The following is a 13,835-nucleotide window of genomic DNA, read 5'->3' as shown; positions in this document are numbered from 1 at the left end:
AGGACGCCGACCATCAGACGCCGAACACCATGAGCCCCGTCCCGCCGACGAGACCCGCAGCATCCACCACCCCGAGGAGGGAGGCGCGCCGAGCGTGCACCTGAAGACGCTGACGATCCGTGGCTTCAAGTCCTTCGCCTCGGCGACCACCTTCGAATTCGAACCCGGTGTGACCGCCGTGGTCGGTCCCAACGGCTCGGGCAAGTCCAACGTGGTCGACGCGCTGGCCTGGGTGATGGGCGAACAGGGCGCGAAATCCCTGCGCGGCGGGTCCATGGAGGACGTGATCTTCGCCGGCACCGCCGAACGGCAGCCGCTGGGCCGGGCCCAGGTGTCGCTGACCATCGACAACACCGACGGCGTGCTGCCGATCGAGTACACCGAGGTCACCATCTCGCGGACGATGTTCCGCACCGGCGGCAGCGAGTACACGATCAACGGGCAGAAGTGCCGGCTGCTGGACATCCAGGAGCTGCTCTCCGACTCCGGCCTCGGCCGGGAGATGCACGTCATCGTCGGCCAGGGACAGCTGGACCAGATCCTGCATGCGACCCCCGAGCAGCGCCGCGGCTTCATCGAGGAGGCCGCCGGAGTGCTCAAGCACCGTCGTCGGCGGGAGCGTACAGTCCGCAAGCTCGACTCCATGGAGGGCAACCTCGAGCGGCTGCAGGACCTCATCACCGAGATCTCGCGCCAGCTGGCTCCGCTGGGACGCCAGGCCAAGGTCGCCCGCCGCGCCCAGCGCATCCAGCACGACGTCCGCGACGCGCTCTCCCGACTGATCGCCGACGACCTGGTCCAGGCGGCGACGGCGCTGCATGAGTCCGGACAGGGCGAGGAGGCCGACACCGCCCGGGCGGAGGAGCTGCGCACCTCGCTGGCCGCGCAGGACGCCGAGATCTCCCGGCTCGACGAGCAGGCCCGCGGCCAGCGGCGCCGCGCCGAGCAGCTGGTCGCCGGCCATCACCGGCTGGCCCAGGCCCAGGAGCGGCTGCGTTCGGTGGCCTCGGTCGCCGCCGAGCGCGCGCGAAGCCTGCATGCCTCGGCGGTCGTCGACACCTCCGGCAAGGACCCGGAGCAGCTGCGCGCCCAGGCGCAGCAGGTCGGCGCCGACGCCGAGGAGCAGCAGGCCGCCGTGGAGGCCGCCGGCCAGACGCTGCGCGAGACCGGCGAGCGGCGGGAGGCCGCCGAACAGGCGCTGCGCGAGGAGGAGAACCGGCTCACCGAGCAGCTGCGCGCCGTCGCCGACCGCCGGGCCGGGCTGGCGACGCTGCGCGGCCGGGTGGACACCGCCCAGGGCCGCATCGACGCCGCCGAGGCGCGTCGCCGGCGCGCCGAGGAGCAGCGCGAGACTGCGCAGACCGACCAGGAGCGCGCCCGGGCGGAGTTCACCACGCTGGAGCAGCAGGTCGCCGAGGTCGAGACCGGCGAGGAGGACCTCGACGCCGCCTACGAGAGCGCCCACGCCGACTATGAGCGGCTGCGCGGCCAGCACGAGGAGCTGCTCGAGCGGCGTCGACGGCTGGAGTCCTCGGTCAGCGAGTATCGCGCCCGGCTCTCCGGGCTGTCGGCCGCGCGCACGCCGCGCGACGGCGCCGCCGCGCTGCAGGACCGGCGCCCGGAGGGGCTGCTGGGCCCGCTGGCCGACCGGCTCGCCGTCGTCGGCGGCTGGGAGAAGGCGGTGGCGACCTGCCTGGGGACGCTGGACACCGCCCTGGTCGCCGAGGACGCGCCGTCGGCCGAGGCGGCGCTGAGCTGGCTGGCCGAGCAGGACGCCGGCCGCGCTCACCTGGTCCACCCGCTCGCCGACTCCGGGGGTGACTCCGGGGGAGCCGCGGCCGGCGGGGATCCGGCCGCGGCGGTCAGCCTGCCGCCGGGGGCGCTGCGCGCGCTGGAGGCCGTCACCGTCGACGCCGAGCTGGCCGCGCCGCTGCAGCGGCTGCTGGCCGGGGTGGTGCTCGTCGACGACGAGGCGGAGGCCGGCGTCGAGCCCGCCGAGCTGCTCGCGCGCGACGGCGTCTCCTCCGTGGTCACCTCCTCCGGGGTGATCCTCCGCGCCGGCGAACGGGTCGGCGGCACCGCGCTGGAGAACTCCGACCTGGCGATCACCACCCAGATCAATGAGCTCACCGAGACGCTGCAGACGGCCGAGGGGGAGCTCGCCGAGGTCGTCGCCGCCGTCGAGGAGCGCGAGCCGCAGGTCACCGCCGCCGCGACCCGCGTGGACGAGGCCCTGGAAGCGCTGCACGCCAACGACGCGCGACTGACCGCCACCACGGAGCAGCTCGGCCGGCTCTCCACCGAGCTCTCCCGGGCCGAGGAGCGGATCACCCAGGCCGGCGCCGAGATCGAGGCGGCCGTCGCCGCGCGCGCCGAAGCCCAGGAGCAGCTCGACGAGGCGCAGGCGCGGCTGCAGGCCGCCGAGTCCGACGACGTCGACGAGGACCCTTCCACGGCCGAGCGCGACCGGCTCTCCGAGGAGGCCTCGGCCCGGCGGCGGGAGGAGGTCGACGCCCGGCTGGCGCTGCGCGCGGCCGAGGAGCAGCACTCCCAGCTGCAGGAGCGCGCGGCCTCGTTGCGCCGCAGCGCGACCGCCGAGGAGTCCCGGCGCGAGGAGGCCCGCCGCGTCGCCGAGCGGCGCAGCCGGCGCGCCGGCGAGGCCGAGCAGGTCCAGACCGAGGCTGAGGCCGCCGTCGAGCGGATCGACACGGTGCTCGCCTCCGCCCAGCACGCCCAGGAGGCGGCCTGGAGCCGCCACCGCGAGCTGAGCGGGCGCATCGAGGAGCTCCGGACCGGTCGCTCCCGGGAGGCCGAGGAGCTCGAGGAGGTCACCGCCCGGCTGCACCAGGCCGAGCTGACCCGCACGGAGCTGCGGCACCGCCTCGAGGCCGCCGAGCAGCGCGGGCACGAGGAGCTCAGCCTCACCCCGGAGTACCTCATCGAGAACTACGGACCGGACCAGCCGGTGCCGGACCCCGACGCCGCCGCGGGGGATGCGACAGGGTCCGAGGCCGGCTCCGAGGAGGGCGCCGCCGAAGCATCAGAGGAGGCGACCGCCCGCCCCTTCGACCGCGCCGAGCAGGAGGCCCGCCTGGCCCGCGCCCGCAAGGACCTGAAGGCCCTGGGCAAGGTCAACCCGCTGGCGCTGGAGGAGCACGCGGCGCTGGAGGAGCGGCACAGCTACCTGCAGTCGCAGCTGGAGGACCTGCAGAAGTCGCGGCAGGACCTGATGGACATCATCGCCGAGGTCGACCAGACCGTCGAGCGGGTCTTCACCGAGGCCTGGCGGGACACCGCCGAGCAGTTCGAGCGGGTCTTCGCCCGACTGTTCCCCGGCGGCGAGGGCAAGCTGGAGCTCACCCACCCGGAGGACATGCTCAACACCGGCATCGAGGTCCACGCGCGGCCGCCGGGCAAGCGGATCCGCCGGCTCTCGCTGCTCTCCGGCGGAGAGCGTTCGCTGACGGCGGTCGCGCTGCTGGTGGCGATCTTCAAGGCCCGGCCGAGCCCGTTCTACGTCATGGACGAGGTCGAGGCCGCGCTGGACGACACCAATCTTTCGCGGCTGCTGGTGATCTTCGAGGAGCTGCGCGAAGCCTCGCAGCTGATCGTCATCACCCACCAGAAGCGCACGATGGAGGTCGCCGACGCGCTCTACGGGGTCTCGATGCGCCAGGACGGCTCCACCCGGGTGATCTCGCAGCGGCTGGACCCCGGGCGGCGCGAGGGCCGGGGCGATGGTCAGGGCGACGGCCCGGACCATGGCCAGAATCATGGCCACGACGACGGCGAGCCGGCTGGCACGCCGGCGGAGGAGCCCGCGTCCGCGCAGATCCCGGCCGGGCGGTGAGCGTCGGCGTCCGCCCGGGGACGGGGCAGGGCGGGAACACTGCGGCCCGTCGCGCCGTTGTCCACGAGGTGTCCGCCGTCGTGCCGGCGGCGTGAGAGCTGATCCCCCGAGACCCCAGGAGCGTGTCGATGTCCGGCGGCGGACTGCGCAGCAAAACCGGCGAGACCCCCGGCGAGGAGCCGGAGGACAGCCCGGACGGCGGCCCCGACGGCGCCTCCGCCACGAGCTCCGAGGCGGGCTCGGAGGCCGGCCCAGAGGCGGGCTCGGAGGCGGGCTCCGAGTCGGGCCCCGAGTCGGGCCCCGAGGCGACGACCGCCGGCTCGCCGGCGCGCATCCCGATCCCGCCGGAGCTGAAGGTGCTGATCCTCGCGGCCTTCGTGGTCGCCATCGGCTTCGGCATCGTCGCCCCGATCCTGCCGCAGTACGCCTCGCGCTTCGGCGTCTCGGCGATGGCCGTCTCAGCGGTCGTCTCGGCCTTCGGGCTGTTCCGGCTGACCTTCGCCCCGGTCTCCGGACGGCTGACTCAGAAGCTGGGCGAGACCCCGGTCTACGTGATCGGGCTGCTGATCGTCGCGGCCTCGATGCTGGCCACCGCCTATGCGCCGACCTATGAGACGCTGCTGCTCTTCCGCGCCGTCGGCGGCATCGGCTCGACCTTCTTCACCGTCTCGGCGATGACCTATCTGGCGCGCAAGTCGCCGCCGCAGATCCGCGGCCGCGTCTCCGGCGCCTACGCCTCGGCCTTCCTCATCGGCAACGTCGTCGGCCCGCTGGTCGGCTCCGCGCTGCTGGTCTTCGGTCCCCATGTGCCGTTTTTGATCTACGGTGCGGCACTGGTGGTCGCGGCGATGATCGTGTTCTTCATGCTCCGGCGCTCGCGCCTGGAGGACCGCGGCCGCGCCGACACTCGGGAGAAGGCGACGCTGTCCGAGGCCTGGCGGAGCACCAGCTATCGCGCGGTGCTCACCGCCGGCTTCGCCAACGGCTGGGCCACCTTCGGGATGCGCAATTCGATGGTGCCGCTCTTCGCCGCCTCGGCCTTCGCCGGGGCCGGCTGGCTGGTCGACTCCTCCCAGCTGGCCGGCGTCGTGCTGGCGGTCTTCGCCGGCGGCAACGTCGCCTCGGTGCTGTTCTTCTCCAAACGCAGCGACCGATGGGGCCGCCGTCCGCCCATCATCGTCGGGATGCTCGTCGCCGGCGTGATGACCGGTCTCTACGGCGTCGCCCCCGAGCCCTGGGTGCTGATCCTGCTGAGTCTGATCGCCGGCGCCGGCACCGGGCTGGTCAACCCCTCGCAGCAGGCCGCCATCGCCGACGTGGTCGGGGAGGGGCGCAACGGCGGCTCCGTGGTCTCCACCTTCCAGATGACCCAGGACCTGGGCTCGATCACCGGCCCGCTGCTCGCCGGGCTGATCGTCGACCACCTCGGCTACGGCTGGGCCTTCGGACTGACCGGGGTGGTGATGCTGATCGGCGCCGGGGCCTGGTCGGCCGCTCCGGAGACGCTGCGGCGCACGGCACCGGCCGACTGAGGAACGGGGACGCGGCAGAGGCTTCAGGCATCGGGCTCGAGCACCGGACCCGAGCATCGAGGTCGGGAATCGGGCTCTGGCATCGAGTGGCGGCTCCCTGCAGCACCTGCCGGGCGACACGCCGTGGCGCCGGACAAGATGCTGCTGGGAGCCGCCACTCGATGGGCAGGAGCCGCCACGATGACACAGCGGACGCCCTCCCGGGGCATCATGTCGGGGCCTGCACGCGATATCGCCGGCATCCCCGATCGGCCTCGTCGTGTTCTACGTTCCCCGTCCAGTTGGGCTGGGAATTCGGAACATGACGAGGCTGAGTGGCGACCCCGCTCAACTGGACGGGGCTGACCGGTGCCCCGCTCAACTGGACGGGGCGGATCGGCGTCATCGCGCGGTCGCGCGCTCCGCAGAGTCACTCGGTGGCGGTGTCGACCTCGCCGAAGACGTAGGCGCTCTCCTCGTGCTCGGAGGCGTCGATGCCGGCCTCCTCGACGTCGCGGGAGACGCGGAAGCCCATGATGCCGTGGATCGCGGAGGCGATGATCAGCGTCATCACCACGGTGAAGACCAGCGTGACCGCGACGGCGACCAGCTGGGCGGTCATCAGCGAGAACCCGCCGCCGTAGAAGATCCCGGCGCGCTCGCCGTCGATCAGCTCCGAGCGGCCCAGCAGGCCGATGGCCACTGTGCCCCAGAGGCCGGCGACGAAGTGCAGGCCGACCACGTCGAGGGTGTCGTCGAAGCCGAGCGCGTACTTCAGCTCCACCGCCAGGCAGCAGACCGCGCCGGCGATCGCGCCGATGAGGATCGCGCCGACCGGGTCGACGTGGGCGCAGGCCGGAGTGATGGCCACCAGGCCGGCGACGATGCCCGAGGCCGCGCCCAGCGCCGTGGGCCTGCCGCCGCGGGCCCGCTCGGTCAGCAGCCAGGTCACCAGCGCCGCGGCCGGGGCCAGCAGCGTGTTGACCCAGATGAGACCGGCCTCGCCGGCCTCGGAGGCGGCGCCGCCGTTGAAGCCGAACCAGCCGAACCAGAGGATCGAGGCGCCCAGCAGCACGAACGGGGTGTTGTGCGGGCGGTGGGTCTCGCGCCGGTGGAAGTTGCTGCGCTTGCCCAGGATCAGCGCCAGCACCAGCGCGGCCAGACCGGCGCACATGTGGACCACCAGACCGCCGGCGTAGTCGACGGCCTCGCCGACGGTGTCGCCGATGACGCCTCCGGCGACCAGCAGACCGCCCTCGCCCCAGACCATGAAGGCCAGCGGGCAGTAGACCAGGGTCACCCAGACGGGGACGAAGACCATCCAGGCGGAGAACTTCGCCCGGTCGGCGACGGCGCCGGAGATCAGCGCCGTGGTGAGGATCGCGAAGGTGGAGCCGAAGCCGACGCCGATCAGCGCGGCCGGGTCTTCGGCGAGCGTCCGGTAGAGCCCGATGTCGCTGCTGGGATCGCCGAAGACGCCGCCGACCGACTCTCCGCCGGCCACTGCGGAGCCCCAGAGCGCCCAGACGACGGCGACGAGCCCGATGGCCGCGAAGCTCATCATCATCATGTTCACCGAGGACTTCACCTGGGAGAGCCCGCCGTAGAAGAAGGCCAGGCCGGGCGTCATGAGGAGCACGAGCGCGCTCGCCACGATCACCCAGACGTCGAGAGATGTGAGTTCCATGGGTAGCCTCCAGGAGCTTGGTCTCACCGGCGACTCTCACCGGTGCGAGCTTGGAGTCCATGGTGTCTGCGGCGTGTTTCGCCCGGAGCGCGCCGATGTTTCCTCGGCGTAAAAGCTCACGCTCCCCGGTGCCCGTCGTGGGACGAGGGCGCCGGGGAGCGTGAGATCAGGGGAGCGGCGGTCCGCGCGTCGCGGCCGCGGCGAGGGCGGGGCGGGTCAGCGCTCCTCGAGCAGCGCGTCGACGAACTGGTCGGCGTCGAAGGGGGCGAGGTCGTCGGGTCCCTCGCCGAGGCCGATGAGCTTCACCGGCACGCCCAGCTCGCGCTGGATCGCGACGACGATGCCGCCGCGGGCGGTGCCGTCGAGCTTGGTCAGCACGATGCCGGTGACGTCGACGACCTCGGCGAAGACCTTCGCCTGGTTGAGGCCGTTCTGTCCGGTGGTGGCGTCGAGGACGAGCAGGACCTCGTCGACCTCGGACTGCTTCTCCACGACGCGCTTGACCTTGCCGAGTTCGTCCATGAGGTTGGACTTGTTCTGCAGCCGCCCGGCGGTGTCGACCATGACGACGTCGGACTCGTGCTCGATGCCCGCCGAGACGGCCTCATAGGCGACGGAGGCCGGGTCGGCGCCCTCGACGTCGGAGGAGACGGTCGGCACGCCCACGCGGGAGCCCCAGGTGGTCAGCTGCTCGGCGGCCGCGGCGCGGAAGGTGTCGGCGGCGCCGAGCACCACGTCCTTGTCCTCGGCGACCAGCACACGGGCCATCTTGCCCACTGTGGTGGTCTTGCCGACGCCGTTGACGCCGACGACCAGCACCACCGACGGCCGGCCGGAGACATCGACGTTCAGGCTGCGGTCCATCGAGGGGTCGACCAGGGCGGTGAGCTCCTCGCGCAGCATGGTGCGCACGCGCTCCGGGTCCTTCAACCCTTCGACGCGCACGCGCTCGCGCAGCCGATCGAGCAGCTCCGTGGTGGGCTCGGTGCCGAGGTCCGCCATGAGCAGCGTCTCCTCGATCTCGTCCCAGACGTCGTCGTCGATGTCGTCGGAGGAGAGCAGCGCCAGCAGCGACTTGCCGAAGACGTTGTTGGACTTCACCAGCCGGGCGCGCAGCCGGGCCAGGCGTCCGGCGACCGGCTCGGGCGTCTCCAGCGCGGGAGCGGGCTCCTCGGCGGGCTCTGCCGGTTCGGCGGGCTCGGCGAGCTCCGGTTCGGCGGCGGCCCCGGCCTCCTCGTCCTCGGGCGCGGCGACAGCCGTGGAGGAGGCCTCGGACGCGTCGTCGGGACGGTCGTCGGCGTCGCGGGTCTCGGGGTAGGTGCCCTCGGGCACCTTCCCGCCGCGGACGAGCAGGACGCCGAGCACCGCGGCGAGGATCACGGCCAGAATGATGACAAGGGTGAGAACGTCGGAATCCACCCGTCCAGTGTGGCACAGCCCGGCCGTCCCGGGCCGTCCGACGCCCCGGCCCCGCCCCGGGCGAGGGGCCGGGGCGCGGGCGCATCGTGCGAGATCAGCGGCTCAGCGCCAGACTCCGCGGGTGTCGATCACCGTGGCCCGGCCCAGCCGTTCGGCGGGGATCTCGGTGAACTGCCGGTGGTCGACGAGCAGCACCACGATGTCGGCGGCGTCCAGCGCCTCCTCGACCGGGGTCAGGGTGACGTTCTGCGCCGCCGCCAGCGAGGCCGGCAGCTCCTCGATGTTCGGCTCGACCGCCCGGATGGTCGCCTCGGGGGCGCGCTCCACGAGCCGCTCGGCGATCTGCAGCGACGGCGACTCGCGCAGGTCGTCGATGTTCGGCTTGAAGGCCAGTCCCAGCAGCGCGACCGTCGCCCCCGCGCCATGGTGCTCCAGCGCCTGCTCGATGCGGCCCAGCACCCACTCCGGCTTGCCGTCGTTGGTCTGCCGGGCCGTGCGGATCAGCCGAGCGGACTCCGGGGCGGCGTCGACGATGAACCACGGATCCACCGCGATGCAGTGGCCGCCGACTCCGGGACCGGGCTGCAGGATGTTCACCCGCGGGTGATGGTTGGCCAGCTCGATCAGCTCCCAGACGTCGACGCCGACCTCGGCGCAGATGACCGAGAGCTCGTTGGCGAAGGCGATGTTCACGTCGCGGAAGCTGTTCTCCACCAGCTTGGCCATCTCCGCGGTCCGCGCGTCGGTGAGGAGCATCTCGCCGCGGCAGAAGCGGGCGTAGAGGTCGCGGGCGGCCGCGGCGGCCTCGGGCGTGGTGCCGCCGATGATCCGGTCGTTCTCGGCCATCTCGACCATGATCTTCCCCGGCAGCACGCGTTCGGGGCAGTGGGCGACCAGCACATCGGCGGCGGCGAGGTCCGGGCGCGCGGCCAGGATGGTCGCGCCCATGCGCTCAGTGGCGCCGGGCGGGGAGGTCGACTCCAGGATGACCAGCTCGCCGCCGGTCAGGTGTGGGGCGATGCCCCGGGCGGCGGCCTCGATGTAGGACAGGTCCGCGGCGTGGGTCTCGGTGAAGGGCGTCGGCACCGCGACGATGTAGGCGTCGGCGGCCGGAGTCTCGACGGAGGCCGACAGCATCCCGGCGGAGACGGCACGCTCGACGACCTCGCGCAGCCCGGGCTCGACGAAGGGGACCTGCCCGGCATTGACCGCCTCCACGGTGTGCGCCGAGACGTCCATCCCGATGGTCTCCACGCCGGCGTCGGCGAGGACGGCCGCCGTCGGCAGGCCGATGTACCCCAGCCCGATGACGCCGACGGTCTCGATGCTTCTGCTCACGATGCCCTCTCTCCGGGACGACTGCACTGTGCCCGCGCCCAGCGGCGCGGAGACGGTCGACGGATCCTCGACGAGCTCGCCCGCCCCGACCTCTCGTCAGGGTGGCGGCGGGGGCGCTCGACGGCGCACGATCCGAGTCGCCAGCCTATAACACCGAGGCGCGGGGGAGGGTCACGTCCGCGGACTGCGGCGCGGGAGGGGGCGGGCGCCCGCGATCGGTCGGCGCGCCGCGGACCTGGTGCTGAGGCGGCGACGCTGGAAGGAAGCCAGGAGCTTCCTGGTAGGGCGGTCAAAGCGTGTGTCGCTGTAGAGTGAGGCTCCGCCGGTCCGCTTCACTGTGGGCGTCACCCGAGTCCGCGCCTGAATCAGGCGGCTTCCGACGAGCAGGATCCCAGGAACCGATGAGCACATCCGATCAGACGACGGCGTCGTCCTCCGCCACCGTCCCGACGGCCGCCCGTCAGGCGGCCCAGGGGGCGACCGCCGCGGCGAGTCCGGGAGCTTCGCGCTTCCAGCCGGAGATCCAGGGACTGCGCGCGCTGGCCGTGCTGCTGGTGATCGGCTATCACTTCTGGCCGCATCGGCTCTCCGGGGGCTACGTCGGCGTCGACGTCTTCTTCGTCATCTCCGGATATCTCATCACCGCCCATCTGTTCAAGGAGGCGGTGAGCACCGGGAGAGTGCGTCTGGGGCGATTCTGGGCCCGCCGCATCCGCCGCCTGCTGCCCGCGAGCCTGCTGGTGCTGCTGGTCACCGCCCTGGCAGTGGTGACCGTGATGCCGAGCACGGTGTGGGAGAACACCCAGCGGCAGATCACCGCCTCGGCGCTCTACGTGCAGAACTGGCTGCTGGCCGCCGACTCGGTGGAGTACTCGCGGATGGACGACAGCGCCACAGCGGTGCAGCATTTCTGGACGCTCTCCGTGGAGGAGCAGTTCTACGTCCTCTGGCCGGTGCTGCTGGTGCTCGTGCTGGCCCTCGTCGGCGCGGACCGCCTGCAGAGCGCCCCGCGCGTGCGCCTGGTCTTCGTCGGCGTCATCGGCGCGCTGGGACTCGCCTCCCTGGCGGCCTCGATCCTGTTCACCGCCGCCGAGCCGGCCCAGGCCTACTTCGTCACGCACACCCGCATCTGGGAGTTCGCCCTGGGCGGGCTGCTGGCGCTGCTCATGGGCACCAATCAGCTGACCGGCCGACTGGGGAACCTGCTCGGCTGGACCGGGCTGGCGATGATCCTGGCCGCGGCCTGGTTCTACTCCGACGCCACCGCCTTTCCGGGAGTCGCGGCGCTGCTGCCCACTCTCGGCGCCGTGCTGCTGATGGCCTGCGGCGGGAAGGTCGGTCTGACCGGCGTGCACCGCTGGTTCTCCCTGCGTCCCGCCGTCGCCGTGGGCGACTGGTCCTATGCCATCTACCTGTGGCACTGGCCGGTGGTCGTCATCGCACCGATGGTGGCCGAAGCCGCCGAGACCTGGCCGGTGAAGCTGCTGCTGATCCTCGGCATCGTGGCTCTCTCGGCGCTGAGCACCCGCTTCTTCGAGACGCCCATCCGCCGGGCGGAGGTGCTGAGGCCGACGTGGCGGAGCCTCGTGGCCGCGGCGGCCGGCATGGCGGTGGTCATCGTCGGCACGATGGGTGCGGTGGCCGCGATGGAGCGCACGACGGCCAGCACCGGCGACCTCGCCGCCGACGATCCCTGCTACGGCTATGAGGCCCTGGCCGACGCCGACCGCTGCGCGGGCCCGGTCGAGGGGGACGGCACGCTGGACCCGCCCCCGTCGGAGGTCGTCGCGCAGAACGACGAGCCCGAGTACACCGGATGCCAGGCCGACGGCGAGGCCGAGGGCGTGCACGAGTGCTGGCGCGGCGCGGAGGAGTCCGCGGCCGACGGGACGATCGCCGTCTTCGGCGACTCGCACGCTTCGATGTGGCTGCCCGCCTGGGACTCCTACGCCCAGCAGCACGACAAGCGGCTGCTCGTGCTGACCCGTTCGGGCTGCACGCCGCGGCTCTCGGCGGTCGACGACGGCAGCGACGAATGCGAGCAGGCCAATGAGGAGATCGTCGACCAGGTTCGCGACGACGAGAGCATCGAGACGGTGATCATCGCCGCCAGCCAGGTGCACGGCAGCTTCGGCGCCCCCGGTCGGGACGTGGACCTGCCTGCGGGCGAGGAGATCGACGACGTCGGCCGCGCCATGCTCGCCCCCGTCGAGATCTGGCTCGAGGCGGGCAAGGAGGTCGTCGTCATGGGGCAGGTGCCGCGCATGCACGAGGAGGACGAGGACAGCTCGCTGCCGGACTGCGTGGCCCGGAACGAGGATGACCTGTCAGCGTGCCGGGACGCCCGCGAGGACACGCGTGTCGGCGATCGGTGGCTGGACCGCTCCCAGGAGATCTTCTCCGGCGAGGACGGCTACCACTTCCTGCCCACTGAGGATCTGCTCTGCGACGACGAGACCTGCTATGCGGTCATCGGCGGGTCGATCACCTACCGCGACGACAGCCACGTCTCGCGCAACTACGTCGCCGACGTCAGCGACGAGCTGGGCCGTCGTCTCCAGGAGACGCTCCGGGGCTGACCGCATCTCCGGCGCTCGCCTCCCGGCCGTCTTCCGAGTCGTCCGCCGTCGGGAGGATCGTCGCTCGGTCCTCGACCCGCGGCGGCGTGTACGGGACCTCGGCACAGGCCTGGCGGCGCGGCCAGGTGGAGGGGTCCTCCGGGCCGCCGTCTCCCGCGACGGCGTCGTACCACCAGGTGTACTCGTGTTCGCCGAAGAGCGTGCCGACCGGGCGGCCGCAGGCGACGTCGCGCTCCAGGCGCACCTCGGCGTCGGCCCAGGCGGCGCCCATCGCGAGGTCATGGTCCAGGCGATAGAGCTGGATGCCGCCCGGAGTGGGCGTCAGCTCGCCCAGCACCGGGCCGCGGTCCGTGGTGTAGAGGTCGACGCGGACGAACGGACGGCCGACGGCGACCGAGAGCCGCCGGGCGGCGTCCAGCAGCTCCTCCCACGGCTCCGGGCGGGGCATGTCGGAGCTGAGCGTCACCCGGGGCAGCACCCGACCCAGGCTCTCCCCGTCGGCGTCGAAGTACCGGCGGGTGAAGGCGCCGCGCTCGTGGGCGTCGACGCCGTCGGTCTGCATGACCAGCACCTGCAGGATCTCGCCGTAGCAGGTATAGACCTTGATGTCCGCCGGCAGCGTTTCGCCGGTCTCGGAAGCGAGGAACTGCTCGGCGAAGTACGGTCCGGCCCCGCCGGATCGCAGTCGGTCGATCATCTGAGACGTGGGGCGTCCGTCGACCAATGTCTCGGCGCCGTCGAGGGTGTGCCATCCGTCCGCGTCGCGCTCCAGCGGGATGACCGCCCGGCCGCTGTGCCCGCGGTCGGCCTTGAGCACCAGCCGTTCAGCGTCGATGCCGGAGAGGTCGACCGCCTCGGGCGAGTCCCAGACGGCATGCACAGTCGGCACCGCGATGCCGTGGCTCTGGGCCAGCGCATAGTTCCGCAGCTTGACGGTCAGCTGCGCCTGCGTGCTGGAATCGTGCCAGCTTCGATCGCGGCTCAACGAGAGGGCGGCCAGCGATGCGGAGAGCCTGGTGCGGAATGACGGATGGCGCAGTCGGGTCTCGAAGTCCTTGCGTCGCTCCTCGGTCTGCTCCAGCTCCCTGCCGAGCCGTTCGACGTCGCGGGTCTCGCGGTCCAGCGTCGCGCGCGTCCGGCGGGCCTGCCGGCGCTGCAGGTTCATCGCTTCGCGCAGGCGGGAGGTCTCCTGGGCGGCGTGGCGCCCGATGCGGTCGATCTCCTCCTCGGTCTCGGCGCGGACGCGCGTCAGCTCGGTCCGGGCATGGTCGAGCCGCACATCGGCCGCATCCCGCAGGCGCCTCGCTCTGGCCAGGTCCGACTCCAGCCGGGCGATCCGGCGATCGCGCCGGGCCAGCGGCGGGATCCGGCGGCGCACGGCGTCCGGTATGCGGGACATGAGGCTCCTCGAATCGACGTCAGAGCCATCATAATCCCCGCCGTGACATGCC

The 13,835-nt window shown here is 72.5% G+C and carries 7 protein-coding genes; 3 read left to right on the top strand and 4 right to left on the bottom strand.

Annotation, left to right across the window (positions count from 1 at the left end):
* The first annotated feature begins 94 nt into the window (after positions 1-94).
* Both smc and ABD652_RS12555 read left to right on the top strand, forming a co-directional pair.
* The gene (gene smc / locus ABD652_RS12560; RefSeq protein WP_344721895.1) at positions 95-3,850 is read left to right on the top strand and encodes a chromosome segregation protein SMC; all 3,756 of its coding nucleotides are present in this window, start codon (positions 95-97) and stop codon (positions 3,848-3,850) included.
* 128 nt (positions 3,851-3,978) lie between these two features.
* Positions 3,979-5,382, top strand: coding sequence for an MFS transporter (locus ABD652_RS12555; RefSeq protein ID WP_344721893.1), 1,404 nt, complete (start codon positions 3,979-3,981; stop codon positions 5,380-5,382).
* Positions 5,383-5,791: 409 nt separating this feature from the next.
* Here the strand turns inward: ABD652_RS12555 and ABD652_RS12550 are convergent, their stop codons facing one another.
* The 3 genes from ABD652_RS12550 to wecC form a co-directional block, all read right to left on the bottom strand.
* A complete protein-coding gene (locus tag ABD652_RS12550) occupies positions 5,792-7,048 on the bottom strand; it encodes an ammonium transporter (protein WP_344721891.1) in 1,257 nt (418 codons plus the stop codon).
* 216 nt (positions 7,049-7,264) lie between these two features.
* Complete coding sequence (ftsY, locus tag ABD652_RS12545; RefSeq protein WP_344721889.1) at positions 7,265-8,467, bottom strand: signal recognition particle-docking protein FtsY; 1,203 nt, start codon at positions 8,465-8,467, stop codon at positions 7,265-7,267.
* Positions 8,468-8,569: 102 nt separating this feature from the next.
* Entirely contained in the window at positions 8,570-9,805 is a 1,236-nt protein-coding gene (wecC, locus tag ABD652_RS12540; protein ID WP_344721887.1) for a UDP-N-acetyl-D-mannosamine dehydrogenase, read from the bottom strand.
* A gap of 401 nt (positions 9,806-10,206) precedes the next feature.
* Between wecC and ABD652_RS12535 the strand changes: the two genes are divergently transcribed.
* The gene (locus tag ABD652_RS12535) at positions 10,207-12,384 is read left to right on the top strand and encodes an acyltransferase family protein (protein WP_344721885.1); all 2,178 of its coding nucleotides are present in this window, start codon (positions 10,207-10,209) and stop codon (positions 12,382-12,384) included.
* Here the strand turns inward: ABD652_RS12535 and ABD652_RS12530 are convergent.
* Positions 12,338-13,783, bottom strand: a complete 1,446-nt coding sequence (locus tag ABD652_RS12530) for an ATP-grasp fold amidoligase family protein (protein ID WP_344721883.1) — start codon at positions 13,781-13,783, stop codon at positions 12,338-12,340. The two genes, ABD652_RS12535 and ABD652_RS12530, sit on opposite strands and share 47 nt — an antisense overlap.
* Positions 13,784-13,835: the final 52 nt, after the last annotated feature.

This window comes from Nesterenkonia halobia (genome assembly GCF_039536005.1).
GTDB lineage: Bacteria > Actinomycetota > Actinomycetes > Actinomycetales > Micrococcaceae > Nesterenkonia > Nesterenkonia halobia.
This window is presented reverse-complemented; position numbering and strand designations above follow the sequence as displayed.

Bases quoted from the DNA above. Each gene is read 5' to 3' on its own strand.
- ABD652_RS12555 (WP_344721893.1), top strand. From the start codon at position 3,979: ATGTCCGGCGGCGGACTGCGCAGCAAAACCGGCGAGACCCCCGGCGAG.
- ABD652_RS12550 (WP_344721891.1), bottom strand. From the start codon at position 7,048: ATGGAACTCACATCTCTCGACGTCTGGGTGATCGTGGCGAGCGCGCTC.
- ABD652_RS12535 (WP_344721885.1), top strand. From the start codon at position 10,207: ATGAGCACATCCGATCAGACGACGGCGTCGTCCTCCGCCACCGTCCCG.
- ABD652_RS12530 (WP_344721883.1), bottom strand. From the start codon at position 13,783: ATGTCCCGCATACCGGACGCCGTGCGCCGCCGGATCCCGCCGCTGGCC.